General features: G+C 50.6%; 24 protein-coding genes and 6 tRNA genes. 17 read left to right on the top strand and 13 right to left on the bottom strand.

Annotated features, from left to right (window positions below; all coding sequences use genetic code 11):
• Positions 1 to 22: 22 nt before the first annotated feature.
• The 3 genes from DQM57_RS09660 (at position 23) to DQM57_RS05675 (ending at position 2409) form a co-directional block, all read left to right on the top strand.
• Positions 23 to 793 carry a hypothetical protein gene (locus tag DQM57_RS09660; RefSeq protein ID WP_167395546.1) on the top strand — a complete coding sequence of 257 codons (771 nt, stop codon included), beginning with the start codon at positions 23 to 25 and terminating at the stop codon, positions 791 to 793.
• Between the two features lie 145 nt (positions 794 to 938).
• The gene (gene metZ, locus DQM57_RS05680) at positions 939 to 2108 is read left to right on the top strand and encodes an O-succinylhomoserine sulfhydrylase (RefSeq protein WP_111727234.1); all 1170 of its coding nucleotides are present in this window, start codon (positions 939 to 941) and stop codon (positions 2106 to 2108) included.
• 94 nt (positions 2109 to 2202) lie between these two features.
• Positions 2203 to 2409 (top strand): DUF2788 domain-containing protein, encoded by a 207-nt coding sequence (locus DQM57_RS05675; protein WP_003689742.1) that lies wholly within the window; start codon positions 2203 to 2205, stop codon positions 2407 to 2409.
• A 74-nt stretch (positions 2410 to 2483) separates the two neighbouring features.
• Here the strand turns inward: DQM57_RS05675 and DQM57_RS05670 are convergent, their stop codons facing one another.
• The 4 genes from DQM57_RS05670 to parC form a co-directional block, all read right to left on the bottom strand.
• The gene (locus DQM57_RS05670; protein ID WP_111727233.1) at positions 2484 to 3236 is read right to left on the bottom strand and encodes a class I SAM-dependent methyltransferase; all 753 of its coding nucleotides are present in this window, start codon (positions 3234 to 3236) and stop codon (positions 2484 to 2486) included.
• A 98-nt stretch (positions 3237 to 3334) separates the two neighbouring features.
• Positions 3335 to 4852: a sigma-54-dependent transcriptional regulator gene (locus DQM57_RS05665; RefSeq protein WP_111727232.1), complete on the bottom strand. Its 1518-nt coding sequence runs from the start codon at positions 4850 to 4852 to the stop codon at positions 3335 to 3337.
• A complete protein-coding gene (locus DQM57_RS05660; protein ID WP_111727231.1) occupies positions 4845 to 6437 on the bottom strand; it encodes a sensor histidine kinase in 1593 nt (530 codons plus the stop codon). Before DQM57_RS05660 ends, DQM57_RS05665 begins: the two co-directional genes overlap by 8 nt.
• A 19-nt stretch (positions 6438 to 6456) precedes the next feature.
• A complete protein-coding gene (parC, locus tag DQM57_RS05655) occupies positions 6457 to 8760 on the bottom strand; it encodes a DNA topoisomerase IV subunit A (RefSeq protein WP_111727230.1) in 2304 nt (767 codons plus the stop codon).
• A 148-nt stretch (positions 8761 to 8908) separates the two neighbouring features.
• Between parC and DQM57_RS05650 the strand changes: the two genes are divergently transcribed.
• Positions 8909 to 9592 carry a 2,3-diphosphoglycerate-dependent phosphoglycerate mutase gene (locus tag DQM57_RS05650; RefSeq protein WP_002235076.1) on the top strand — a complete coding sequence of 228 codons (684 nt, stop codon included), beginning with the start codon at positions 8909 to 8911 and terminating at the stop codon, positions 9590 to 9592.
• Positions 9593 to 9663: 71 nt separating this feature from the next.
• Here the strand turns inward: DQM57_RS05650 and tehA are convergent, their stop codons facing one another.
• Positions 9664 to 10608, bottom strand: a complete 945-nt coding sequence (gene tehA, locus DQM57_RS05645) for a dicarboxylate transporter/tellurite-resistance protein TehA (protein ID WP_111727229.1) — start codon at positions 10606 to 10608, stop codon at positions 9664 to 9666.
• Between the two features lie 214 nt (positions 10609 to 10822).
• Complete coding sequence (locus tag DQM57_RS05640; protein ID WP_111727228.1) at positions 10823 to 11065, bottom strand: hypothetical protein; 243 nt, start codon at positions 11063 to 11065, stop codon at positions 10823 to 10825.
• 243 nt (positions 11066 to 11308) lie between these two features.
• On the opposite strand from DQM57_RS05640, the gene DQM57_RS09655 reads away from it, so the two are divergent.
• Positions 11309 to 11482, top strand: coding sequence for a hypothetical protein (locus DQM57_RS09655; protein ID WP_167395545.1), 174 nt, complete (start codon positions 11309 to 11311; stop codon positions 11480 to 11482).
• A gap of 351 nt (positions 11483 to 11833) precedes the next feature.
• Here DQM57_RS09655 and DQM57_RS05630 read toward each other — a convergent pair whose 3' ends face one another.
• A complete protein-coding gene (locus DQM57_RS05630; protein ID WP_111727226.1) occupies positions 11834 to 13300 on the bottom strand; it encodes a PIN-like domain-containing protein in 1467 nt (488 codons plus the stop codon).
• Between the two features lie 120 nt (positions 13301 to 13420).
• The gene (gene alaS / locus DQM57_RS05625; RefSeq protein ID WP_111727225.1) at positions 13421 to 16045 is read right to left on the bottom strand and encodes an alanine--tRNA ligase; all 2625 of its coding nucleotides are present in this window, start codon (positions 16043 to 16045) and stop codon (positions 13421 to 13423) included.
• A 195-nt stretch (positions 16046 to 16240) separates the two neighbouring features.
• On the opposite strand from alaS, the gene DQM57_RS05620 reads away from it, so the two are divergent.
• Entirely contained in the window at positions 16241 to 17371 is a 1131-nt protein-coding gene (locus DQM57_RS05620; protein ID WP_108043777.1) for a polyamine ABC transporter substrate-binding protein, read from the top strand.
• 40 nt (positions 17372 to 17411) lie between these two features.
• Here the strand turns inward: DQM57_RS05620 and DQM57_RS05615 are convergent, their stop codons facing one another.
• Positions 17412 to 18314, bottom strand: coding sequence for a DMT family transporter (locus tag DQM57_RS05615; RefSeq protein WP_111727224.1), 903 nt, complete (start codon positions 18312 to 18314; stop codon positions 17412 to 17414).
• A gap of 147 nt (positions 18315 to 18461) precedes the next feature.
• Between DQM57_RS05615 and DQM57_RS05610 the strand changes: the two genes are divergently transcribed.
• Positions 18462 to 18950, top strand: a complete 489-nt coding sequence (locus tag DQM57_RS05610; RefSeq protein WP_107860088.1) for a membrane lipoprotein lipid attachment site-containing protein — start codon at positions 18462 to 18464, stop codon at positions 18948 to 18950.
• A gap of 65 nt (positions 18951 to 19015) precedes the next feature.
• Here the strand turns inward: DQM57_RS05610 and DQM57_RS05605 are convergent, their stop codons facing one another.
• Positions 19016 to 19921: an AraC family transcriptional regulator gene (locus tag DQM57_RS05605; protein ID WP_111727223.1), complete on the bottom strand. Its 906-nt coding sequence runs from the start codon at positions 19919 to 19921 to the stop codon at positions 19016 to 19018.
• Between the two features lie 128 nt (positions 19922 to 20049).
• Between DQM57_RS05605 and DQM57_RS05600 the strand changes: the two genes are divergently transcribed.
• From DQM57_RS05600 to sohB, 10 genes are all read left to right on the top strand, one after another.
• Positions 20050 to 20385, top strand: coding sequence for a carboxymuconolactone decarboxylase family protein (locus DQM57_RS05600; RefSeq protein WP_003678017.1), 336 nt, complete (start codon positions 20050 to 20052; stop codon positions 20383 to 20385).
• 176 nt (positions 20386 to 20561) lie between these two features.
• Positions 20562 to 20984 (top strand): hypothetical protein, encoded by a 423-nt coding sequence (locus DQM57_RS05595; protein ID WP_108043870.1) that lies wholly within the window; start codon positions 20562 to 20564, stop codon positions 20982 to 20984.
• A gap of 107 nt (positions 20985 to 21091) precedes the next feature.
• Positions 21092 to 21655: a CDP-diacylglycerol--glycerol-3-phosphate 3-phosphatidyltransferase gene (gene pgsA / locus DQM57_RS05590; protein ID WP_107859713.1), complete on the top strand. Its 564-nt coding sequence runs from the start codon at positions 21092 to 21094 to the stop codon at positions 21653 to 21655.
• A gap of 79 nt (positions 21656 to 21734) precedes the next feature.
• A tRNA-Gly gene (locus DQM57_RS05585) sits at positions 21735 to 21810 on the top strand.
• A 25-nt stretch (positions 21811 to 21835) separates the two neighbouring features.
• Positions 21836 to 21911: transfer RNA gene (locus DQM57_RS05580), tRNA-Gly, on the top strand.
• 24 nt (positions 21912 to 21935) lie between these two features.
• Positions 21936 to 22011, top strand: a tRNA-Gly gene (locus tag DQM57_RS05575).
• 22 nt (positions 22012 to 22033) lie between these two features.
• Positions 22034 to 22109: transfer RNA gene (locus DQM57_RS05570), tRNA-Gly, on the top strand.
• A 23-nt stretch (positions 22110 to 22132) separates the two neighbouring features.
• Positions 22133 to 22206: transfer RNA gene (locus DQM57_RS05565), tRNA-Cys, on the top strand.
• 102 nt (positions 22207 to 22308) lie between these two features.
• Positions 22309 to 22398: transfer RNA gene (locus DQM57_RS05560), tRNA-Leu, on the top strand.
• A gap of 707 nt (positions 22399 to 23105) precedes the next feature.
• A complete protein-coding gene (gene sohB / locus DQM57_RS05555; RefSeq protein WP_108043780.1) occupies positions 23106 to 24158 on the top strand; it encodes a protease SohB in 1053 nt (350 codons plus the stop codon).
• Positions 24159 to 24210: 52 nt separating this feature from the next.
• On the opposite strand, the gene DQM57_RS05550 is transcribed toward sohB, so the two are convergent.
• The 3 genes from DQM57_RS05550 to DQM57_RS05540 all read right to left on the bottom strand — a co-directional run bounded on the left by DQM57_RS05550 (position 24211) and on the right by DQM57_RS05540 (position 26514).
• Positions 24211 to 25074, bottom strand: a complete 864-nt coding sequence (locus DQM57_RS05550) for an ABC transporter six-transmembrane domain-containing protein (RefSeq protein WP_111727222.1) — start codon at positions 25072 to 25074, stop codon at positions 24211 to 24213.
• A gap of 11 nt (positions 25075 to 25085) precedes the next feature.
• The gene (locus DQM57_RS05545) at positions 25086 to 25517 is read right to left on the bottom strand and encodes a MarR family winged helix-turn-helix transcriptional regulator (RefSeq protein ID WP_108043782.1); all 432 of its coding nucleotides are present in this window, start codon (positions 25515 to 25517) and stop codon (positions 25086 to 25088) included.
• A 124-nt stretch (positions 25518 to 25641) separates the two neighbouring features.
• Positions 25642 to 26514, bottom strand: coding sequence for an NAD(P)-dependent oxidoreductase (locus tag DQM57_RS05540; RefSeq protein WP_111727221.1), 873 nt, complete (start codon positions 26512 to 26514; stop codon positions 25642 to 25644).
• Positions 26515 to 26531: the final 17 nt, after the last annotated feature.

Here is a 26531-nt window from a genome sequence, read left to right as displayed (position 1 = left end):
TTAAGAACCGGAAGCCGAAAAAATGGATACAAACAATCAGGATAAAGAGCCGAATTGGGAAAAACGCCTGGAAAACCTGCGTCAGACGCGCCGTATGAATACCGCGCCTGCCTATGCGCCGTTGACCAAACCTTCTGAAGTCGGAAAGGAAGAGCCCATACCGAAATTGGACGATGCAAACCGAGACCGTGTGTTAAAGGCGTATCTGAAGAAATGGCAGGAAGAACACAACAGCGCCGTTGCCGATTGCGGAGAAGAAGTCGAAACCGACCCGATGGTCATTCTTCAGGAAAACTGGCTCAATGCACAGGCTTCCCTGCAAATGTCGGTTTCGGAAAAACACATCGAATCGCAGCGGAAAATCTGGTTCAATGCAAAAAAAGACAGTGTCGAATTTGAAACCCCACAGATTGAGGGCGGGGAAAACGCCGACGAGGCAGAGTCCGGCATGAATGAGCAGGCGGTTTCGGAAAACGGGGAAAACGATGAGGAAGAAACGTTGATGCCCGTCTGTCTCAATATTCTGAATCCGAAAGCCGTCAACCGGCGCGAAGTGTTCTGCCTGTCCGAACAGGAGCTGACCGAACGGCTGATTAAACGCCTGCGCCCACATCTGACTGATACCGTCAACGGCATTATCCGTACGGCGGTGCAGAAGCAGATGGCGCTCTTTACTTATCAGCTCCAGCAAATGCTGCACGAGCAGGCGGGTGCGGTAGTTGAAGACGTGTTGGAACACGATATCCGCAAAATCCTCAACGACATCAAGTACGAATTAAAATACAAACGCTGACCGTCATGCCGTCTGAAAGCCGTGTTCAGACGGCATTTGCATTCTCATCCGACTTGAAAGCCTCATGGAACAGGCGCAAAATATTAATAAATTAAACAACGGGCGCACGCCCCGTTGACGAACGGACAAAACCGAGGAATTACCGATGAGCAAAAAACTCCACCCGCAGACGCTCGCCATACGCGGCGGCAAAGAACAAACCGAATACCGCGAACACAATCAGGCCTTGTTTCTGACCAGCAGCTTCATGTGGGACAACGCCCAACACGCTGCCGATTTGTTTTCAAAAAAAATCAAAGGGTTCACTTATACCCGTACTGCCAATCCGACCATCGCGGCCTTTGAAAAACGCATCGCCGCTTTGGAAGGTGCAGAACGCGCGGTCGCCACTTCGACCGGTATGTCCGCGATTCAAGCGGCGTTTTTCACCTTCCTGCAGGCGGGCGACCATGTGATTTCCAGCCGCAGCCTGTTCGGCACGACCGTCGGCTTTATCAATAACATCGTTACCAAATTCGGTATCGAAGTGAGCCACGTGTCGCCGACTGATATAAACGAATGGAAAGCCGCCGTCAAAGCCAACACCAAACTGCTGTTTTTGGAAACGCCGTCCAATCCCTTGGGAGAAGTGGCCGACTTGGAAGCCTTGGCGGAATTGGCGCACGGCATCGGCGCACTCTTGGTGGTAGACAACAGCCTGCTGTCGCCCGTCGGCTCGCAGCCTTTGAAACACGGTGCGGATATTTCCGTTTCCTCCGCGACCAAAGCCATAGACGGACACGGACGCGTGATGGGCGGCGTGTTGGCGGGTTCGGAAGAGTTGTTGGCGCAGGTTGCCATGTATTGCAACTCTTGCGGGCTGGCAATGTCGCCGTTTAATGCGTGGCAGTTGTTGAGCGGCGTGGAAACCCTGTCGCTGCGTATGGAAAAACAGTTCGACAACGCCCTGAAAATCGCACAATGGCTGCAAGCGCAGCCGCAGGTTCAAGCCGTGTATTACACCGGATTGCCCGACCATCCGCAGGCGGCGCTTATCCGCAAACAGCAAAACGGCGGTGGCATCGTCATCGGCTTTGAAGTTGCCGACCAAGAAGCGGCGTGGAAAGTTGTGGATGGCGTGGAACTCTTTTCCCGCACCGCCAACCTCGGCGACGTGCGCTCGACCATTACCCACCCGTGGACAACCACGCACGGCAGGATGCAGCCCGAAGAAAAACTCGCCGCCGGTATCCGCCCCGGATTGGTGCGCCTGTCGGTCGGTTTGGAATACGTTGACGACCTCGTCGATGATTTGAAACAGGCACTCGCACGCTGATTGCGTGTTTCAGACGGCATTGGCAGGGAAACACGGCAAATGCCGTCTGAAACCGTTATCTCATATGGCATACACATCAACAATAGGAAAAAATATGGATGAAGCGGTTTTTGCCGATTGGGCGTTGAAAATCTGCCTGACCGGCTTGATTATTTTTTTAGGTTTTATCGTTTGGAATTTGGGCAAGGAGTCTAAAGCGGGCAAATTTGGCATCGCCGTTTTGTTTTTGGTTTTGGGCTTGGGTGTGTTCGGTTTTGTGTTCAAAGAGTTATTGATTAAGTTTTTGGTATTGCCGAAATAGGTTTGCCGCTTGTCAAAATGCCGTCTGAAACGCAGGGTTTCAGACGGCATTTTTTATCGGGGCTTGAAGGGGTGTCATCCGTTGTCCGGTTCGTAGGGCAGGTAAACGTCGAAGCGGGTGCTTTTGCCTGTGTATTGGTAGGCGGGGGTTTGCCCAGCAAGCAATCCGCCGAGGCGGGGGCGTTTGACGACGACGCGTTTTTTTGCAGTCTGTCGGGCGGTATGGAGGAGGACGGCCTCATCTTGCGCCTCGCCGACGAGCCGGTGGAAGTAGGCCATTTCTTTTTTAACGGCGGCACTTTTGCGGCGTTCGGGATACATGGGGTCGAGATAGACGATGTCGGGTTTGCCTTGTGTTTGAACAAGTGCGGGCATTTGTTCGGCGGCGTTGCCGAAATGGAGGTTGATGCGCGCGGCGGTGTCTTGCGTTTCGGGATTGAGGAGGGCGCGGCGGATGCCGTCTGAAAGCAGGCAGGCGACGGCGGGATGTTGCTCGAAGGCGGTAACGGTCAGTCCGAGCGAGGCGAGGACGAAGCTGTCGCGCCCCAATCCTGCGGTTGCATCCCATACGGTGGGTTTGGCGGTATGGTTGACGGCTTTGGCGATGAGTTCGCCTCCGCCTTTTGTGCGCCGATATTGTGCGGCTCCCGAGGCAAAGTCGACGATGACGCTGCTTTTTTCCCCGACAAGCCTGAGGCTGACGGTATCGTGTTCGGCAAGGAGGTAACTGCCTTGTTCGGGCGGTTGGGAAACGGGCATGAGGGGGAATGCCCGTATCAGGGCGCGGACGGTTTCGGTGGCGGTGTTATCAATAAGGATGTCGGTCATGGCAGTTTTGTTTGTTCGGAAGCAAGGGGCGGTACCCGCTTTGCCGTATGTCGCTTCATGCGGCGTTTTGTCCGGATTGGCGGGCTGTTGTTTTGCCGTCAGCCGATGTTGAGGCGTTCCATACGGTAGCGCATGGAACGGAAGCTGATGCCCAAGCGTTTGGCGGCCTGCGTGCGGTTGCCTTCGGTTTGTTTGAGGACTTGTTCGATGATGTCGCGTTCGATTTTGTCGAGATAGTCCTGTATCTGCATGGTATCGGGGTCGAACGGGAGAAGGCGGGACGGTGCGGCGGCTGTTTCAGACGGCAAGATATCGGCAACGGGGACGGCGGTTTCCGTCCGGACGGGTTTGTGGCGCACATCTTGGATTTGCAGGTCGTCGATTTGCACGGTATGTCCGACGCACAGGGCGACGGCGCGTTCGAGGATGTTTTCGAGTTCGCGGAAATTGCCCGGATAACTGTAATTCAGAAGCATCTGTTGCGCGGCGGGGGAGAGTGTGTAAGGCCGGTTGTTGTGGCTGTGTTTGTACAGGAGGTAGGGGATGAGCAGCTTCAAGTCTTCGCGCATTTCACGCAGGGACGGCATATTGAGGCTGACGACATTGAGGCGGTAATACAGGTCTTGGCGGAATGCGCCGCTTTCGACAAGGGCTTCGAGGTTTTTGTGGGTGGCGCAGACGATGCGGACATCGACGGGCTGCTCGGTCGCGTCACCGATACGGCGCACGGCTTTTTCTTGAATTGCGCGCAAGAGTTTGACCTGCATGGAAAGAGGCAGGTCAGCCACTTCGTCGAGGAAGAGCGTGCCGCCGTCGGCATGGCGGAAGAAACCGGCATGGTCTTTGTCGGCACCGGTAAAGCTGCCTTTGCGGTAGCCGAAAAATTCGCTTTCCATGAGGTTTTCGGGAATCGCACCGCAGTTGACGGCGACGAAGGGTTTGCCCGCGCGGTCGGACAGTTCGTGTATGGTGCGTGCCGCTTGTTCCTTACCTGTACCGGATTCGCCGGAAATATAGACGGGTACGCCGCTGGGCGCCAGGCGGCGGATGAGGTGGCGGACTTCAACCATCTGCGGAGAGTTGCCGAGCAGACGGGGCATATCGGGTTCTGCATAAGGGACGCCGGCCGGTACTGCCGGTGCGGTCGGAACAGAAAGTGCCGTTTCGGGGAGTTCAGACGGCATGGGGTATGGGGAGGGCGGTTCCGACGGAACGGGCGGTTCGGGGATTTTGTTTTGGTGTTCGGAAACGGAAACGGCAGACTTGACGAGGGAGCGGAGCTGCGCGAGGGTAATCGGCTTTTGGATGTAGTCGAACGCGCCGCAACGCAGGGCTTCCTGTGCCTGATCGGCATTGCCGAAGGCGGTGATGACGGCAACCGGCGTATCGAGCAGGCAGCTGTTGATGTGTTGGACGACTTCGAGCCCGGAGCCGTCCGGCATACGCATATCGGTCAGGACGAGCGAATAGCGTTGGCTGTCGAGCTTGTTTTTGGCTTCGGTAACGCCGGATGCGGTATGGACGCGCAACCCCATTTTCATCAGGGTCATTTCCATCAGGTCGAGAATATCGGTTTCGTCATCGACGACGAGGACAGGGTGTTGCAGTTCAGTCATGGCTTTTTTCCGGTAATGTGAGTTCGAAACATTTGGCTTCCGGCAGGTAGGTCAAATCACCGAAGTTGGCATGTGCCAGTTCACGGGCGACATACAGCCCCAGTCCGGTTCCGTTTTTCGCCGTGGTGTAAAAGGGTTCGAACAAGTGTTCCCGCACTTCGGGCGGAACGCCGCCGCCGTCGTCGGCAAACAGGATGCTGATGGTGTTTTTTTGTGCCGGACGGGCAACGACGGTAATCGAGCCGCTACGTTTGCTGCTGTGCCGCCATGCGTTGTTGCACAGGTTCCACATGATTTGCCTCAGGTGGGCGGAATCGAAATAGGCGGTCAGGTGATTGCCCTGCATATCTAGGCGGATGCAGCCGACGGCATCAGGATTGTTGAGCAGGAATTCCTGCTTGAAGCCTATCCAAAACTGCATCAGGTCGATGGCTTCGCGCTCGGTTTTGTTGCCTTTGTTGAGCGAGGAGATGTCTTCGAGCATTTTGTCGATACGGCGGACGTTGCCGTCGATGATTTCGCAAAGTTTGACCTTGAACGGGTCGGTTTCTTCTTCCTCTGCATTTTCGCGCAACAGGTCGTTCGCATGGCGGATGGCGGACATGGGGTTGCGGATTTCGTGGGCGAGGTTGGCGGTTAGTTGTCCGAGTGCGGCAAGTTTGACGGACAGGGCTTCCGACTGGATTTCGTTTTGGGGGCGGATATAGAGAACGAGCAGGTTGTTTTGCTCTTTGTTCATCGGTATGGCACGGACGCGGGCGGTCAGTTCGGGCGTGTCGATATGGCGTTCGAAGGTGCGTGAGGATGTTTTATCCCATAAGACGGCGACAGGGTCGAACAGGGAGGTATGCTGTCCGATTTCAAGCATGGGGAGCAGATCTTTTGCCTTTTTATTGAACAGTATGGTCTGATGCTCGACGTTGATGACGACGACCGCTTCCTGAACGCGGTTGAGCACGATTTGGTTCAAGCCCCTGATGCGGCGGTAGGCAACGTGGTTTTCATGGGCAAGTTTGCCGGCACGGTCGATGTATCTGACCGACAGCGAGGCAATCATGGCAACGAAATAGGAGCCTGCTACGAGGATAAAGGTGTGGGCGATGGTTTTTGCATCCAGAATCAGCGGATACATATTGATATTGCTGTCTGCAAGGGCATTCAATATCAGTAGGATGGATGCGTAGCTGGCATAGAGCAGGGGATAATGCCCGTAACTGAGCAGGCAGGAGCTGACCACGAAGGGCAGAATCAGGATGCCGAAACCCGAATCGATGCCGCCGAACAGATAGGTCAGTATGCCGATTAAGGTAATGTCGGCCACGGCGCTGAAACTCGGTATCCTCAAAGCCTGCCATTGCCAGTGCGGATTGAGGATAGAAAAGAAAATCATCCAGCAGGCAATGGCGAGCCACAAGTAAAACGCCCATGTCGTCCATGTGGTGTGCAGGTTTTCATGTCCGCTGACCTCCAACCCGAAGATATGCATAATCAGCAGGGGGAAGGCGATGGCGATGCGGGCGATGTTGATCAGATTGGGGATCCGGTCTTTGAGTTTCTCAAGTTCGCGGGTATTGTAAATCACCATAATATGTGCGGAATCGGGTTTATTTCGGGGAAGAAAGCTGTTTCAGGATGCCTGATATGGGTAATAGTTTGCCTTTTTTGCCGCGTTTTGCCTCAAGCAGGGAGACGGGGATCCGGTCTTTGTGTGCCGCGCCGCGTTTGCCTTCGCTGTCAATCAGGATTTCCGTTTCGGAGGAAACGCCGGTATGCGTCATCGATTCGCCGGCGTTTAATCCGATGATTTGCAGTCCTTTGCCTTTCGGCATGATTTTCAATTCGCCGATGGGGAAGGCGATGGCGCGGTTTTGATTGGTGGCGGCAATGATTTTGCAGTCGGGATTGATCAGCGAAGAGGCAAAAACCGCAATCGGCGGCAGGACGGTTTCGCCGCTGTCTACGGTCATCACCACTTTGCCCGCTTTCACGCGTCCGACCATATCGCCCAGTTTAGTGATGAAACCGTAGCCGCCGCTGCCTGAGAGTAGGTAGTGCTGTTCGGGCTGTCCGGTGAGCATGGCGACGGGTTTTGCTCCGTTTTGTAGCTCGATTAAGGATGAAACCGGCACGCCGTCGCCACGTCCGCCGGGGATTTCGGCGGCATCAAGCGTGTAGGTTCTGCCCAATGAATCGAGGATGACGACGGGTAAAACGGTGCGGCCTTCGAGGGTTTGTTTGAGGCGGTCGCCTTCTTTGAACGCGGTTTGGCTCAAATCGAGGTTGTGTCCGGCGCGGCTGCGTATCCAGCCTTTTTCCGACAGAATCAGCGTGATGGGTTCGTCGGCGGTGGTTTGCGTCAACACGGCGCGTCCGGCTTCTTCCACCAGCGTGCGGCGCGCGTCGCCGAACTGCTTCATGTCCGCCTGCATCTCTTTGATAATCAGCTTGCGCTTTTCGTTTTCGTCGCCCAAAAGAATATTCAGACGACCTTGTTCTTCGCGCAACTCGTTCAATTCTTTTTCGAGTTTAAACCCTTCCAAACGTGCCAACTGGCGCAGGCGGATTTCCAAAATGTCTTCGGCTTGCATTTCGGTCAGCCCGAACGCCGCCATCAAATCGGTTTTAGGATCGTCTGATTCGCGGATGACTTTAATCACTTCATCGATGTGCAGAAAGACTTTCAGACGACCTTCAAGAATGTGCAACCGTTTTTCCACTTGGTTCAAACGGAATTTCAGACGACGTGTGACGGTCACGACGCGGAAATCCAGCCATTCCTGCAAAATCGTTTTCAGGTTTTTCTGCGCGGGGCGATTGTCCAGCCCCATCATCACCAAGTTCATGGACACATTGCCTTCCAGCGAAGTTTGCGCCATCAGCGTGTTGATGAAAGTATCCATATCGATGCGGCTAGATTTTGGTTCAAATACAAGGCGCACAGGATGTTCGCCGTCGGACTCGTCGCGCACGCGGTCGATTAAATCCAGCATCAGCTTTTTGGTATTGAGCTGGTCTTGGTTCAGCTGCTTTTTACCCGCTTTCGGTTTCGGGTTGGTCTGTTCTTCGATTTCGGCAAGGATTTTGGCGGAATTGGCGTTCGGCGGCAGCTCGGTCACAATCACGCGCCATTGTCCGCGCGCCAGCTTCTCGATTTCGTAACGTGCACGCACGCGCACGCTGCCCTTGCCGGTTTCGTAAATGCGGCGCAATTCGTCCGCCGGCGTGATGATTTGACCACCACCGGCAAAATCGGGAGCGGGAATATATTGCATCAGGTCGGCGGTTTCCAGCGTTGGCTTTTTCAACAGCGCAATCGCCGCCTGCGTGACCTCGTTCAAATTGTGCGACGGAATTTCGGTCGCCATGCCCACCGCAATGCCCGACGCACCGTTGAGCAACACCATAGGCAGACGGGCTGGCAGGTGTACAGGCTCGTCAAACGCGCCGTCGTAGTTCGGCACAAAATCTACCGTACCCTGATTGATTTCGGACAACAGCAATTCCGCAATCGGCGTCAGCCGCGCTTCGGTGTAACGCATCGCCGCCGCTCCGTCGCCATCACGCGAACCGAAGTTGCCGATGCCGTCGATTAAGGGATAGCGCAAGGTAAAATCCTGCGCCATGCGAACCATTGCCTCATAGGCAGAACTGTCGCCGTGCGGGTGGTATTTACCCAAAATTTCGCCGACCACGCGCGCCGATTTCACCGGCTTCGCTCCCGCCGTCAAACCCATATCGCGCATGGCAAACAAAATACGCCGCTGCACAGGCTTTTGGCCGTCTGAAACTTCAGGCAGCGCGCGGCCTTTGACCACGCTCATGGCGTATTCGAGATAGGCGCGTTCGGCGTATTGACCGAGCATCAGCGTATTGGAATCGGTATGGGAAGCGTGCGGTTGCGTATTCATTGTGTATGCGGAATGTAAAGCAAAGGACATTATTGTAAATCAAAACGGCAAACCATAGTGGGCGCCGTGTCTGAATCTGAATCAAATACGGGAAATGTGAAAATATGTTATAAATAAGGCTTTCCCACTTTCACACATTGGAGATGATATGGAACTGGTATTTATCCGCCACGGACAAAGCGAATGGAACGCGAAAAACCTGTTTACAGGCTGGCGCGACGTGAAGCTGAGCGAGCAGGGGCTTGCCGAGGCCGCCGCCGCCGGTAAAAAACTGAAAGAAAACGGCTATGAGTTCGACATCGCCTTCACATCCGTCCTGACCCGCGCGATTAAGACCTGCAACATCGTTTTGGAAGAATCCGACCAACTGTTCGTACCGCAAATCAAAACATGGCGACTGAACGAACGCCACTACGGCCAACTGCAAGGTTTGGACAAAAAACAAACCGCCGAAAAATACGGCGACGAGCAAGTCCGCATCTGGCGGCGCAGCTACGACACCCTGCCACCGCTTTTGGACAAAGACGATGAGTTTTCCGCACACAAAGACCGCCGCTATGCCCATCTGCCTGCCGATGTCGTACCCGACGGCGAAAACCTGAAAGTAACGCTGGAGCGCGTATTACCGTTTTGGGAAGACCAAATCGCCCCCGCGATTTTGAGCGGCAAACGCGTCTTGGTAGCGGCGCACGGCAACTCCCTGCGCGCGCTGGCAAAACACATCGAGGGCATTTCCGACGAAGACATCATGGGCTTGGAAATCCCGACCGGTCAGCCGCTGGTGTACAAATTAGACGACAACCTGAAAGTCATCGAAAAATTCTACCTGTAAGGGTTTGAAATAAAAAATGCCGTCTGAAGCCCAGCGTTTCAGACGGCATTTTTGACAAGGCGGCAAACGCATCAGCCGCGTACCAAGAAACGCCTTGTCGCTATCCGGTGCAGCGTACCGGCAAGCAGCAGCGCCACGCCTGCCGATCCAGCGGCGGCAAGCGTCAGCCCCAAGCCCGACAATACGCTGGAAGCCGCCAGATGCAGGCCGCATCCCGCCATTGCCGCGAAACCGAATGAAAATCCCCAAAAGCTCATCGTAAAACCGCCTTCCCAAAACCAGCGGGTCAGGCGCAGCAAGAACAAAAGCTGCAGGCAGCCGTAGCCGATTAATGCCAACGCAAAACCGTCGATTTTACCGCCGACGGCAAAATACGCGCCGCAGCCGACAAAGGCGGGTGCAAGCTGGATGCCGACCACGCCGCGCGCCGCCGTGCCGACCGGTGCAGCTGTGCGCAGCCTGCCCAAGATGGAGGCTTCCAAGCTCAGCCAGGAAAACATACCCGCGCCGAAAAACAAAGCCGCATAATCATGATGCCCCAACGCCGCCAGAGATGACGCGCTGACAAAGTTTGTCGCCACCGTAGGCAGGTAAATAATCGGCGTTGTCGCCTCCAAGGAATGCAGGCCGCGCCACAGACCGGCCGCCCGATACATTGAAAACGCCAACTGTCCGGCAACGCCGGCATAAATCAGGATTGCCGCCGCGCCTGCCTGATAGGGCTTTAGCGCGAGTCCCTCCAACATGGCGGTAATCGGAATCGCGCTGATGAAGCAGCATTGCACCAAGTCCCGAAAATCAGACAAAAAATCGTTTCGGTACGCAAATATTTTGATCAGGTATGCCGCCACCAGCAAGAGCCAGACAACCGAAGCCGCCGCAAGCAGCGATTCGGCGGCCAAGGCGGGCAGCAGCCCGACAGACGCGCCGTAACGCCACGACAGACCCAAGGCAAACAAGCCCAGCGCGATGCTGAAATAGCTCAAAGGAATCGGAAATTTCTTAGATGCAGACATAAACACCCTTCAGACGGCATGCCGCCGTAACGCACAGATAAAATTGAGCATGATATAAAAAACAGGCAGGCGGAGGATGACGTATCCGTATCGGCATATTGCCGTTTTGTCTCATTGCGCCCGATGTCGGAAGCGGTTGCCGCATCGGGCGCGCGTTTTTTGCGGTGCGGCGTGATTCGGATGAGGGGGCAAATCAGTAACCGTAGGGCGGGCTTTAGCCCACCAATCGACAACCGAAAATGAAGAAACGGTGGGCTGAAGCCCACCCTACGCAACTGAAATAACCCGCCCCGCAGCAAATTCGGGGGTGCGGCACAAAGTGCAGCCGTTGCGCGATTTGTTGCGGCGAAAGCGCCCAGTTACGCAAAGGAATCAGCAGCGTGAATGCCATTTGGTACAGGAAGATTTTGCCTTTTTGCGTAATTTCCTGCCAAATGCTTTTGAGCGTCTTAAACATAAGGATTCCTTTGGGTAATTCGTTTTACTTTGTACCTGAACAATATACAGTATAAAAATAGTACGAGTTTTTTCCAATCATCACAAAAAGCAGCCTGCACTTCAATTTTTGAAAGTGCAGGCTGCTTTCGATAGAGAGAGGCCGTCTGAAAATTATTTTTCAGACAGCTTTGAGATTACGGGTGATATGAGGATTTCGTTGGGTTATGACCCAAGCTACGTTTGCTGCTGACTGGATTACGGCATGGTTTGGAATCATTCGGTAGCAACAAAAACCGCGTGCGTGCGTACCGCACACACCCTACACCTTAATCTTAAAGTTTGCGTCGCCCGCAGTGGTAGGGTGTGTGGCGTAGCCACACACGCGGTTAGTGGGGATGCAGGCTACGGCTTGCTGATGCAGACGGTAATGCTTTGAAACAGGAAGAACAGTTTTTTACGGTTGAGAAAGATTGATTGTTAGATGATTGAATAAAAAGATTAAATTTAAGGATTAATCAGTTTTAAATGAAAACAGAAAGGCCGTCTGAAAATTATTTTTCAGACGGCCTTTGATATTGAGTTTTGTTGGTACATGACCCAAGCAGCGTTTACTGCCGACTGAATTACAGCATGGTTTGGGATCATTTGGTAACAACAAAAACCGCGTGCGGGCGTACCGCACACACCCTACACCTCAATCTTAAGGTTTGCGTCGCCCGCAGTGGTAGAGTGTGTGGTCTAGCCACGCACGCGGTTGACAGGGGTGCGGGCTACGGCTTGCTTTGTGTCATTCTTCATTTAGCTTTTCTATCATGTAAGCACAATGTCCACAAAATGGGGCGCAATCTAATTCTTGCGGGAGAATTTCAGCACCACATGCTTGACATTCTCTTAAGGCATGATAATCGCATTCTGTGCAAACATTGGCATCGACTAAATAAGGAGAAAAACACTCAGGGCAGTTTACAATTTTTTCATAACTATCAAAGTAATTAATTGAGTCATTAAATGCGAAATATTTAAAAACATACTCTCCTTCAGGTAATGCATTGCCACGTTCTGCATGTAAGTGGATATTAAAATCGTAGGTTGTACCTGTTGCGGCATGTGGATCGTTGTATACACCACTTGGACTATCGATCAATCGTACTGAAACTTTAGGAACAATTTTAAATCTTGGATTAAATCTTCCTGTTACAGTAAAACGAGAAGTTGGCCTGCTAATAGTACAAATCAAATATCCAACGTTACTATTATCGTCAATATATTCAATTTCTTGTTGTACATCTTTTACAGTGTGAATTTTTGAGTGTAGAAGAGATTTATTTTGTTTGTGTGTTTCTTGATTAATTTTTTCTTTATCTAATTGTTTTACCTCATCTATGGCATCTTTATTATCAATGTCCTGATCATCTGTTTTATATTTTTCCGCCAATGCAAGAAAACTCTTCGTTTGCAATACAAGAATTTTACATTCTCTATCTTGAGCTTCTTTTTTTAACTCAAGCCGGAGACCAATTGTCTTGCCTGAACGTCTTTCCCACCAATCTTCTTTTTGTTCAGAGGTAACTAAAATAATGGGTTTTTTAATTTCATTGCCATGCCTGAGTATTTGTTCCCATAAGAAGAAATCGCCATATTTTCTATCTTTTCCATCCTTTCCTGCATCCGCATATCCTGGAGGAATTTTATTTTCAAATCTTTTATTGGCCAGTTCAATTAATTCTTTTTTATCAGATTCTGAAAAAGGCTCACCTAAGCAATTATTATCTCCAAATAATTCTAAAATATTCTCAAGAACATTATCTGATTCTGTATTATTTATATATGCATCATCCCATTCAACTTTATCAAGCTTCTCTAAAATATCAGTTTTGTATTTATCAAGCTCCAACGCATCAATTAATTTCTTAGATATAGCTCGATTCCCCTTTATATCACTGGCAATGTTATCTATCTTATTCTTAATGTTTTGGATTGTAGAGGTTTGTGCAGCTTCAAATTGTTCTTTTGCAGAGTAAATTACTTCATTCTTATTTTTAAAGAATTCATTGGCAGCTTGGTCTGAGAGCCAAATCCTCCCCTTGAATAGCTTTAAACTATTCAAAATACTTTCTCTAGTGTCTTTATGGTAACGATATAAATCCAATAAAACATTTGTATCAACTGTTAATACTGCATTTTCCCAAATTTCTTTTTTTTCTTTTTCGGTTAATGGTAGTGCCCATTTAAATACATCTTTTATAGAAGGCATTTTTGTTTCCTTGACTTTTAAAATTATAAAAATCTAATAGCAAGGTTGGATCATGACCCAACATTTTTATATTTTTCTGCACAAAAGGCAGCCTGAAACTTTCAGGCTGCCTTTCTTACATCAAGCCAGCTTCGCGCCGACCCAGTCTTTCACGCTGTCAATCATCGCGGGCAGTTTCTCCACATCGCTGCCGCCGGCCTGTGCCAAATCCGGTCTTCCGCCGCCTTTGCCGCCGACTTGTTCGGCTGCGAATTTGACCAAGTCGCCGGCTTTCACTTTATTTGTCAGCGGTTTGGATACGCCTGCGCACAGGGAGACTTTGCCGTCGTTGACTGCGGCAAGCAATACGATGGCTTGTTCTGATTTGCCGGTCAAGTCGGTTACGATTTCGCGTAGGGCTGCGGCATCGGCTTCAATTTGTGCGGCAACGAGTTTGGCTGAACCCAAGTCTTTTGCATCGTCCAAGAGTTTGGCACCCGCATGAACAGCGAGTTCTGCTTTGGCGCGTGCCAACTCTTTTTCCAATGCTTTGGCGTGTGTTGCGCCTGCTTGGATTTTCGCCAGTACGTCTTTTTCGGTTTGGGCTTTGGTTTCGGCGATGATGTCTTTAACCAAACGCTCTTGTTCTTGCGCCCATTTGAGTGCGTTCAGGCCGGTGATGGCTTCGATACGGCGCACACCTGCGGCAATACCGCCTTCGCTGATGATTTTGAAGAGGCCGATGTCGCCGGTGCGTGAAACGTGTGTACCGCCGCACAATTCGGTAGAGAAACCGCCCATTTGCAGTACGCGCACTTCGTCGCCGTATTTTTCGCCGAAGAGCATCATGGCGCCGGTTTTTTGGGCATCTTCCATGCTCATAATGGCTGCGTTGACGGCAACGTTGGCCAAAATGGCTTCGTTGACGCGGCGTTCGACTTCGGCGATTTCTTCGGTAGTTACCGCTTGAGGATGGGAAATGTCGAAACGGGTGGATTCGGCGGTAACCAACGAGCCTTTTTGTTCAACGTGCTCGCCCAATACATCGCGCAGGGCTTTGTGCATCAAGTGGGTCGCGCTGTGGTTGCGCATATTGGCATTGCGGATTTCGTCATCCACTTTGGCGGTAACGCTGTCGCCGACTTTCAGACGGCCTGAAGTTTGTACGCCGAATTGGCCGAATACGGCCGCTTTGATTTTTTGGGTATCGCGTACTTCAAAGCGGTTTTCGCCTGCGAAGATATAGCCAACGTCGCCGACTTGACCGCCGGATTCTGCATAGAACGGGGTAAAATCGATAACGACGGCGCCTTCGTCGCCTTCGTTCAATTCGTTGACTTGCTCGCCGTCTTTGTAGAGGGCGAGGACTTTGGATTCGGTTTGGCGTTCGCTATAACCTTTAAACTCGGTGTCTTGACCGTCATAAGGCAGTTGGGCGTTGGCTTTGAAGCTTTGTGCGGCGCGTGCGCGTGCGCGTTGGGCTTCCATTTCGCGCTCGAAGCCTGCTTCGTCCAGTTCGATATTGCGTTCGCGGCAGATGTCGGCAGTCAAGTCGTATGGGAAACCGTAGGTATCGTAGAGTTTGAAGATGATTTCGCCGTCGAGTGTTTTGCCGCCTTTGGCCAGCGCGTTTTCTAACAAAGCCATACCGGTTTCCAAAGTTTGGGCAAAACGGCTTTCTTCGTTTTTCAACGCTTCTTCGATTTGAACTTGTTTTTCTTTCAATTCAGGGTAGGCATCGCCCATCTCTTTGACCAAATCGGCAACGAGTTTGTGGAAGAACGGTTTGCTTTGACCTAGTTTGTAACCGTGGCGCACGGCGCGGCGGATAATGCGGCGCAATACGTAGCCGCGGCCTTCGTTGGAAGGCAATACGCCGTCTGCAATCAGGAATGAGCAGGAGCGGATGTGGTCGGCGATGACTTTCAGACTGGGTTCTCCCATGCTGAAAGGTGCGCCGGTTTCGCGGGCAACGGCTTTGAGCAGGTCTTGGAACAAGTCGATTTCGTAGTTGCTGTGAACATGCTGCATGACGGCGGCCATGCGCTCCAAGCCCATGCCGGTATCGACGGACGGCTTGGGCAGCGGATTCATATTGCCTTGTTCGTCGCGGTTGAACTGCATGAACACGCAGTTCCAAATTTCGATCCAGCGGTCGCCGTCTTCTTCGGGGCTGCCGGGAATGCCGCCCCAGATTTCTTCGCCGTGGTCGTAGAAAATTTCGGAGCAGGGGCCACAAGGGCCGGTGTCGCCCATTTGCCAGAAGTTGTCGGACGCGTATTTCGCGCCTTTGTTGTCACCGATGCGGACGATGCGTTCAGACGGCATACCGATTTCGTTCAACCAGATGTTGTAGGCTTCGTCGTCTTCTGCGTAAACGGTCGCCAAGAGTTTGTCTTTGGGGATATTGAGCCATTCGGGGGAAGTGAGGAACTCCCAAGCGAAGTGGATGGCGTCGCGTTTGAAGTAGTCGCCGAAGGAGAAGTTTCCCATCATTTCAAAGAAGGTGTGGTGACGGGCGGTGTAGCCTACGTTTTCCAAGTCGTTGTGTTTGCCGCCTGCGCGTACGCATTTTTGCGCGGTAGTGGCACGGCTGTACGGGCGTTTGTCGAAACCTAAGAATACGTCTTTAAATTGGTTCATGCCCGCGTTGGTAAACAGTAGGGTCGGGTCGTCGTGCGGCACGAGCGAGGATGAATGGACGACGGTGTGGCCTTTGGTTTCGAAAAATTTTAGGAATTTTTGGCGCAGTTCGGAGGTTTTCATAATTTTTTCAATATCTCTCAAATGTCTTGTAATGGTAAAAGCAGGGAAAACGAATGGCGGTATCTTACCGCAAATCCCTGTTTCTAGCTATGGAATCGGCGGTTTTCGGAAGGGTGTGGCGGGATTTTGAATGCCGTCTGAAGCCATCGCGTTTATAATGGCTGCTTTCTTCAACCTGATATGCAAGGAATGATAATGACCAAACATCTGCCCCTGGCCGTCCTGACTGCTTTGCTGCTTGCAGCGTGCGGCGGTTCGGACAAACCGTCTGCCGAAAAACCGGCACCGGCGGAAAACCAAAACGTATTGAAAATTTACAACTGGTCGGAATACGTCGATCCGGAAACCGTTGCCGATTTTGAAAAGAAAAACGGCATCAAGGTTACTTATGATGTGTACGACAGCGATGAAACGCTGGAAAGCAAGGTGCTGACCGGAAAATCCGGTTACGACATTGTCGCGCCGTCCAATGCGTTTGTGGGCAGGCAGATTAAGGCAGGTGCTTATCAGAAAATCAACAAAGCATTGATTCCAAATTATAAAAATCTCAATCCCAAGTTGATGAAGCTGATGGAGGGCGTTGACCCGAACCATGAATACGCCGTTCCGTTTTATTGGGGTACCAACACTTTCGCCATCAATACCGAACGTGTGAAAAAGGCTTTGGGTACGGATCAGCTGCCGGACAATCAATGGGATTTGGTGTTTAACCCCGAATACACGTCCAAACTCAAACAATGCGGTATCAGTTATTTAGACAGCGCGGCGGAAATTTATCCTATGGTGTTGAACTACATGGGTAAAAATCCAAACAGCAGCGAAACGGCGGATATTAAGGCGGCAACTGCCTTGCTTAAGAAAAACCGTCCGTACATCAAGCGTTTTACCTCGTCCGGCTTTATCGATGATTTGGCGCGCGGCGATACTTGCGTAACGATTGGCTTCGGCGGCGATTTGAATATTGCCAAACGCCGTGCCGAAGAAGCAGGCGGCAAAGAAAAAATCCGTGTGATGATGCCGAAAGAGGGCGTAGGGATTTGGGTGGATTCTTTCGTGATTCCGAAAGATGCGAAAAACGTCGCCAACGCGCACAAATATATCAACGACTTCCTCGCCCCGGAAGTGTCGGCGAAGAACGGCAATTTCGTTACTTATGCGCCTTCTAGCAAGCCGGCGCGTGAGCTGATGGATAAGGAGTTTAGGGATGACAACACGATTTTCCCGAGCGACGGGGATTTGGAAAACAGCTTTATTATGGTTCCCATCCAGCCGGCGGCGTTGAAGTTTATGGTACGCCAGTGGCAGGATGTGAAGGCAGGGAAATAAAGCCTGATATGCCGTCTGAAGGATGTTCGGACGGCATTTTTTATTTTCGGAGGAAGAGGGCTTGCAGCCGTTGTTTGAAGGCAATGGGGCTGATGCTACTCAAAATGCCGCTGAGGATAATGATGCACATACCGAGTATTTCCTGCCAGAAAAGCTCTTCGCCCAGAAAAAATGCGGCAGACAGGCCGGAAAAGACGACGGTCATATAGGAGAGCGAGGCAACCGTGAATTTGTTGCCGACTTTATAGGCGCGCGTCATCGACAGTTGGGCAACCAGTGCGGACAGGCCGATGCCCGACAGATAAACCCCCGATGGGAGGGACAGGGTGTGCCAGCCGGTCAGCGTCGCCCAAACTGACGACATCGCCACACCTGTCGCGGAAAGGTAAAATACAATGCGCCAGCCGGGTTCTCCCGCCAGGGACAATTCGCGCACTTTTAGATACGCCCAGCCGGACATCGCACCGCCCGCCAGCCCGGCGAGTGCCGCCAGTTCCTGACCGCTGCGGAACGATGGATTAAGCAGCAATATGACACCCGTAAAGCCGAAGAACAGCACTGCCTGCGTGTAAACGGAAATCCGCTCTTTCAGAATCAGGAAGGAGAATACTGCCAAAAAAATCGACGAGGTGTAGCTTAGGGTTACGCCGGTTGCCAAAGGCAGATGCGTTACCGCGTAGAACAGCAGCAGCATCGCACCCGATCCGATAATGCTGCGGTTCAGGTGGTTTTTCCAATGAGTCGTGCGGAAGGTGTCGCGCCGCAATATGGCGGTACCGCCGAGTGCGGCGGCGGAAAACAGCATACGCCAAAATACCAGCTCGCCGCTGCTGAAGGCAAACCGGGCCGCCGCATCTTTAATTAACAGGTTCATTATGGTAAAGCAGGCTGCCGCCACCAGCATCCAGCCCGATCCTAAAATGTCTTTTTTTTCGATATCCATAAACGGTCGTTGCGATAAGGACGGTCGGATTGTAAACCTTGCGGCAAGGCTTGTGGAATGTGTTTTTGCCTGCTTCTGATGCCGAAATTTTATTTTTCTTGCCGAACAATTTGTTTTCTCAAGGCAAACTTGATTATAATGTCAGGCATGAAAAAATACCTTATCCCTCTTTCCATTGCGGCAGTCCTTTCCGGCTGCCAGTCTATTTATGTGCCCACATTGACGGAAATCCCCGTGAATCCTATCAATACCGTCAAAACGGAAGCACCTGCAAAAGATTTCCGTCTCGCGCCTTCGCATTGGACGGATGTTTCCAAAATTCGCGATGAGGCTACTCGCCTGAGCTATCAGGTGAGTATCGGTAAAATGACCAAGGTTCAGGCCGCGCAATATCTGAACAACTTCAGAAAACGCCTGGTCGGACGCAATGCCGTCGATGACAGTATGTATGAAATCTACCTGCGTTCGGCGGTAGACAGCCAGCGCGGCGAAATCAATACGGAACAGTCCAAGCTGTATATCCAGAATGCCTTGCGCGGCTGGCAGCAGCGTTGGAAAAATATGGATGCCAAACCCAACAATCCCGCATTTACCAACTTCCTCTTGGAAGTGATGAAGATGCAGCCGTTAAAATGATACGGTACGCAAATGCCGTCTGAAAGTATTTTCAGACGGCATTTGCGTTTTAAGGTCCAGATATTTTATTGTTGCCCGCCTTCTTTCCGGTATTGACCCGGAGAAACGTGATATTGCCGTTTGAATGCTTTGCCGAAGTGCGTTTCCGACTGAAAGCCTACCGACAGTGCGACCGACAAAACCGAATCCGGGGTTTTCTTCAGCAGCAATGCGCCTTTTTGCAGGCGGATATGGTTCACAAAGGCGTGCGGGCTGAGTCCGACCTGGCTTTTGAAACGGCGCATCAGCTGCGCGCGTGACATATTGGCGGTCGCCACCATTTTATCAACATTCCATTCGTCTTCCGGTTTGTCTATCACCTTTTGGATTAAATGTCCCAAACGTTTGTCCTGCCAACCTTTCAATACGCCCGACAGTTGGACATCTTTTTCCTGTTCAAGATAGGCGCGCAGGATAAGTACCAGTAAAACGGACGATAATGCGTTGACTACGGAAACTGTCCCCGCCAAAGGTTTTTCGCTTTCCAGTTGCAGCATTGAAACAACATATTGCAAACCGGGGTGGGTAATATTCAGAAAAACGGTTTCAGGCAGGCCGTTCATCAAATCTGCATGGGTATCATAGCGGAAACGGGCGCAAAACAGGCTCATATCCAGCCCGTTGCCGCATTGTTTGATCGTGAATGCACCGTGTTGGCGTATATCCGGCGTTAAGGTTTCTTTGTTTTGTCCGTTGTGGCTTAAGACATGCCCCAATCCCCGCGGGAAAAATACAATATCCCCCGTACTGACCGGACGCGGGGAAGTTTCACCGTCGATGCAGAGATAGCCGCTGCCCGACGTAACAATGTGTACCAGCCCTTCATGTTGCAACGTTTCATGCCGTACCGACCATTGTTCGCCCAAAAGGCACTGTACATCCACACTACCCGTCAGTTGGGCCAGGTCAACCAGTTTGTCGAGAATGTCCATAAATCTTTTTGAACCATCAAATGAGATTATTAAGCGATAAATACAACTAAATAATTGCAATAATACACACATCAAAAACGGATGCGCAACCGCGTATCAGGGTTAAACGTAAGATAAAGGAAAAGAAAATGTTTAAAGATTGGAAAGAACATACAGCATTGGTTAAAAAATCATTTGGCGAGCTGGGTAAAGAGCATCCTAAAATGCTGCAGGCCTACGGCGCATTGGAACAAGCGGCAGCTGCAGAGGCACTTGATGCTAAAACGCGCGAACTGATTGCCATCGCCGTTGCCATTACCACACGTTGTGAGAGCTGCATCAGTGTTCATGCAGCCGCTGCCGCCAAAGCCGGTGCGACCGACAGCGAAATCGCAGGTGCATTGGCAACCGCCATTGCCCTGAATGCGGGTGCCGCTTACACTTATGCCCTGCGTGCATTGGAAGCGGTTGAAACGCAAAAATAATCCGTTTCGGATAAGAAATGCCGTCTGAAAATATTTCAGACGGCATTTTGTCTGTTATGCTTCCCAATACTGTAAACAATATATGAAGCCGCTTATTTCAGACGGCATTTGAGAAACAAGGGGTAAGCGTGAAATATTATCGCTGGGTATGGTTTGCTGCCATAAGCTGTCTGCTGTTGTCCGCCGTTTTTATTGCACCTTACCTGACGGCATTTCACGAACAAGAAAAAACATTCGAATATGCAGAATTGACCGTTACCGCACCCAACCGCAGCGGACGGGCAATCAAACTGAATGCAGACGGGCAACATTACCGGCTTTCCTGCTATGGGTTCGACGGTTTGTGCGCGGAAGGCAATATCGGCAGAACCATCAGGGCGGAGCAGGCTAGAACCGTTTTAAGCGACACTGTCGGAAAAGGTTTTTTAAACGGCGTTCTGTTGGAATACCGCAACAGTGGCAGTATCCATACCAATAAGGAGTTCGCACATCCGGAAGGCCGCCTTATCGAAGTGTTGGCACAACCTGCCATTTTCAGCTTGAAACTGGGTATTTTGCTTTTATTGCCCGCCATTTTCCTGCGTTTGAAAAGAATATGAAAACAAATTGGCTGGAAGGAGAAAATGCCCGCGTGGCAATTTTACGTTTTGGGTTATGAGGATAACCGTTATAATCACAACTTTACAGTCTGCATAGAGAAAAACCGATGCCTTGGAATATTCCCATCTTCCTCACATGGTTGAGGGTCTTGCTTATTCCCGTCTTGATTTCCCTGTTCTACCTGCCTTTTTCATGGTTTGAAGAGGAAACGATCAATCTTGCCGCCGCTATAATTTTTGCTATCGCCGCATTGACCGATTGGTTTGACGGATTCTTGGCAAGGTTGTGGAAACAGACCTCGGATTTCGGCGCCTTCCTCGATCCCGTTGCCGATAAACTGATGGTTGCCGTATCTTTGCTGTTGCTGGTGAAGCTCGACCGAACTTACGTCTTGTTTGCCATCATCATTATCGGCAGGGAAATCACTATATCCGCACTGCGAGAATGGATGGCGCAAAAGGGTAGGAGGAATAGTGTTGCTGTCGCCACAATCGGCAAGTTTAAAACTGCCGCACAAATGCTGGCAATCTTCCTGTTACTGTTGAATTTTCCCAAATTATATGGATTTGATTCCGTTTTTGTTGGCAATGTATTGATGTTTATTGCATCTTTATTGACAGTTTGGTCGATGTTGTATTATCTGAAGATGGCATGGAAAGAAATTACCTAAAAAATAATAAAAATAGCTTGACGGCAGAAACGGAATCCATAATAATTGCGTCTTCTTCGATGTCGGAGAATGATATAGGGCGGGAATAGCTCAGTTGGTAGAGCGCAACCTTGCCAAGGTTGAGGTCGCGAGTTCGAGACTCGTTTCCCGCTCCAAAAAAATCATTCTCTTACAATCAATGCGGGAATAGCTCAGTTGGTAGAGCGCAACCTTGCCAAGGTTGAGGTCGCGAGTTCGAGACTCGTTTCCCGCTCCAGAGTTTTATTTTGAATGTGTCAATGCGGGAATAGCTCAGTTGGTAGAGCGCAACCTTGCCAAGGTTGAGGTCGCGAGTTCGAGACTCGTTTCCCGCTCCAAAAAATTGATACGTTTGAATTTGCGGGAATAGCTCAGTTGGTAGAGCGCAACCTTGCCAAGGTTGAGGTCGCGAGTTCGAGACTCGTTTCCCGCTCCAAGTTTTTAGATAAGCCAGTTTTAGGCGAGATAGCAAAGTGGTTATGCAGCGGATTGCAAATCCGTCTACGCCGGTTCGATTCCGACTCTCGCCTCCATTATTGTACTATGGCGGGGTGGCAGAGTGTTTATGCTATGAGGAGTGCAATCTTCATATAGGCCGGTTAAAATCCGCGCCCCCGCCTCCACCTTTCACAAATGCCCGGGTGGTGAAATAGGTAGACACAACGGACTTAAAATCCGTCGGGACTAAACATCCCGTGCCGGTTCGATTCCGGCTCCGGGCACCAATAGATATCTGGTTTTATTGCAAAACTTAGGTTCTAAATTTCTAATTGACAGCTTGTTTATAAGGCTGTCTTTTTTATTTTCGCCTGATTTATGTCTAATAAGACAAGTACCTGTAAAACTTGAGGATATCTCTGTGTTATCTGCCCCATATAAAAATGCTGCGTTTCCCGCACGACAGGTTGAGAAAATAAGTCTTTAAAACTTCCGAAGGTATATTTTCCTTCAAGCCCTTATGCGGTTTTACTGTCTCATAAAAATTCACAAAACGGCACAGCTTTTTTGCCGGTATTCCGAATATTTAAACAGAAAATTATTTCCATCAAAGTGTGGCTATCCGTTCTGCTTTGCCGAGATACTCCATGCCGTTATCCGAGTGGGTGTGGGGCAGGAGTCAATGATACCGTGCAAAAGAGACTTGCTGCACCTGTTTCGTGCGGTCAGGTAGAATGATCGTATGCGGTTCTTGGGAATAGCCGTTAATGGTGATGAACGGGCGATTTTTTGGGTCGGTTGCTTTCTGATTGGTGCAGTACTAAATTGGCAGGGAACATTTGAACAACGGTTAAGTAAAGTTTTTTGTTTGATTTTTAAAACAATTAGTAAATTGGGATTTATCCTAGTTGTCTAGGGCCGCCCTTATTTTTACCGCTCGGATAAGTATGGGTGATGTGGTCATCTATGTTTAAAAAAAGAGGAAGTACAATTAATGTGGAAAGAAATTTTATTGAATTACGGCATTTTTCTGCTTGAACTGCTTACTGTTTTCGGAGTAATCGCACTTGTTGTGCTGATTATTATACAGAGCAAGGAACGGCATGAAAACGGGACGGTTGTACTGACGGACTTGTCGGAAAATTATCAAAAACAACAACAATCGTTTGAAACTTTTTTCTTGAATGAGGAAGAAGCCAAGCATTGGGAAAAAGAAGAAAAGAAAAAGGAAAAAGAAAAAGTTAAGGCACAGAAAAAGCGTTTGAAAGAAGGGGTTGAAAAATCTGCCGAAACGCAAAAACCCCGCCTTTTCGTGTTGGATTTTGACGGCGATTTGTATGCGCGCGCCGTGGGGGCTTTACGCAACGAGGTTACCGCCGTGCTTTCGATTATCCGGCCCGAAGATGAGGTTTTGCTCAGATTGGAGAGTCCCGGCGGAGTGGTTCATGGTTACGGTTTGGCAGCCTCCCAGCTTCGGCGTTTGCGGGAACGCAATATTCCGTTGACTGTCGCCGTCGATAAGGTGGCAGCAAGCGGAGGGTATATGATGGCATGTGTTGCAGATAAAATTGTTTCCGCTCCTTTTGCCATTATCGGTTCGGTGGGTGTGGTTGCTGAGGTTCCGAATATTCACCGCCTGCTGAAAAAATACGATATCGATGTGGATGTGATGACGGCGGGTGAGTTTAAGCGTACGGTTACCTTTATGGGTGAAAATACGGAGAAGGGGAAGCAGAAATTCCAGCAGGAACTGGAGGAAACGCATCAGTTGTTTAAGCAGTTTGTCAGCGAGAACCGCCCTCAATTGGATATTGAGAAAGTGGCAACGGGTGAGCATTGGTTCGGTCGGCAGGCGTTGGAGCTGAATCTGGTCGACAGTATTTCAACCAGTGATGATTTGCTGTTGAAAGCGTTTGAAAACAAGCAGATTATTGAAGTGAAGTATCAGGCGAAGCAAAGCCTGATTCAGCGCATTGGTTTGCAGGCGGAAGCCTCTGTTGAGAATCTATTTGCCAAGTTTGCGAATAGGCGGGCGGATGTGATGTAATTTGACATTGTCGGATGACAATGCCGTCTGAAGCGTGTTCAGACGGCATTTTTTAAGTTCCGGCTTTGATGTTCCGTTCCGATCCCCCTATCCGTTGTCCGATGTCTTTCAAATTGGAATATTGTTCGACCAATCGCGGCACGTCGTCCAAACTCATGGCAAACATCCACAGATAAGTGCTGACCGAATAAATATGCCCTGCACTGCCGTAGCCTTTGAGCGTCATCATCACAAAAGCAAAGCCAAATAAAATACTCATCGCCACGCCGACGCAGAGATAGCCGAAGGCTTCGCGGTTGGAAATCAGCACACGCAGGCGCGCAACTAGTCCGTAATGGCGGTACAGCTGCCGCTCGTCGCCTTTTCGGATAAAGTAGTTATCGCGCTCCAAGCTGTTGTTCAGGCGAAAATACAGGTTTTCGCTGATGGAGGCAAAACGTGGCAAAAGCCATAAAAATAACGTAAGTATGCACATCGCCAACACGCCGACCCAAAATTCCAGCACCAGCAGCATGATGCACGCGCCGAATATGGATACGACGGATGTCGCGGCAATCGGCTGGTGTTCTTCAAAAAAGCTGACAAACTCACGCGACAGGGCAACCCGCGCAGTTACCGCCGAATGCGGGACTTGCCGCCGCTGTTCCAACACAATCGGCACGGCGATTTCGGTATAAATCCGCGTAAACGTGCGCGTATCAGTAATCCGCCGCGCCGCACCGACCAGCCACATCAAAAGCACAACCAAAGCGTACAGCAACGCCTGCCACACCTTCCCCGCAATTACTGCATTAATTGTCCAGCCGCCAAACACCGGATACACCAGCATCAAAAGGTTTTCCAGTCCGACCAGAGAAAACGTGCCGAGCAGACGCTTGCGGTGGGTTTGGGCTATGTGTTTCAACATTTTCCACATATTTGTTTCCCCTATTTTTTATTTTCTGAGATTGTTTTTTCCATCACTTCCACCAGTGCATCCAAATCGGCAAACAGCCGAGTTGTGCGCTTGTCGCCGAATGTGGCAAATACTTTGTCGCTGAATTCCTGCGCGTTTTCTGTTAAAGGTGCGGCATGGGCTTTGCCTTTTTCGGTCAGCGACAGCAACCGTTCGCGCCGGTCCTGTTCGCCTTCCTGCCATTCAATCAACCCTTGTCCGGCAAGGGTTTTGCATACGCCTGAAACGGTCTGTTTGGGCAGACTCCACTCTTCGCCGATATGCTTTTGCGTGCGGCTGCCTTCGGTTGCCAGGGTATAAAGTACGGCAAAGAGGTTGTAATTCAGATCCTGCTGCCCGATCCATTTGTCGAAGACATTGCAAATCAGGTTGATACGGGTTCCAAGTTGGTCGAGTTGGTTCATAATTGGTCTTGATATTGACTAAATTTGTGCAGGTTATAGTTATAATCAGGACTAATTTTAAGCGTGGGACGATAAAAATGCCGTCTGAAAATATTTCAGACGGCATATTGTTTGGAAAGGGAAGTCAGTGTTCTGCCAATTTCAGGTAAACGCCGGAAACGTCCTGATCACCGTAACCCGCTTCGAATGCTTTGCGGTAGCTGGCAGCGGTTGCTTCGAGGGCGGGCAGGGTATTGTACGACTGTTCCAGTTCTTTGACAGCAAGGTTAAGGTCTTTGGAAGCGTGTTTGAGTGCAAAGGCAGGGGGGAACTCACGGTTTGCCCATAGTGATTTTTTTGTTTGGAACATAGGCGAGTCCATTGCCGAGCCGCCGATGGCCTCAATAATGGCGTCGGTATCGATGCCGAACTGCCGAGCCATCAGCATGGCTTCGCTGTAAGCTTCGCCGAAGATGCCCAAAAGTGAATTCAAGACAAGTTTTGCGCCCGAACCTTTGCCCACCTCTCCGAAGTGGAAAGTTTTTTTGCCGACAAGGGAAAACACTTTCTGCAACGGGTTTAAAACAGTTTCGTCGCCGCCGAACAGAATGAGCAGCGTACCATTGGTAGCCGGACCGACCGAACCGGAAACCGGGGCTTCGGCAAATTGTCCGCCGGCAGATTCGACAAGTTCTTTGACGGCAAGGTTTTCGGTTGGTGAGATGGTGCTCATATTGACGATTATTTTGCCTTGGAGTTTTGTGAGCATTTCTCCTGCTAGGATGTCGCGTACTGCAGCATAGTCGGAGACCATTAGGAAAATAACGGGATAGTCGCGGACAAGTTCGATGGTGCTGCCATAGACCTTTGCACCTTTGGCGGCAAGGGAATCAGTTTTCCCGGGCGAGCGGTTGTATATGCCAACTTCGATATTGCCGTCCAAAAGCCGTGTTACCATGGGGTTGCCCATTTGACCCAAACCTATCCAGCCGATTCGTGTATATTCGTTTACAGGCATGTATCTGCTCCTTTGTT

Origin of the sequence: Neisseria cinerea (assembly GCF_900475315.1) — a bacterium.
GTDB classification, from domain to species: Bacteria; Pseudomonadota; Gammaproteobacteria; order Burkholderiales; family Neisseriaceae; genus Neisseria; species Neisseria cinerea.
The sequence above is the reverse complement of the archived record's forward strand: the minus strand, read 5'-3'. Positions and strand labels throughout refer to the sequence as shown.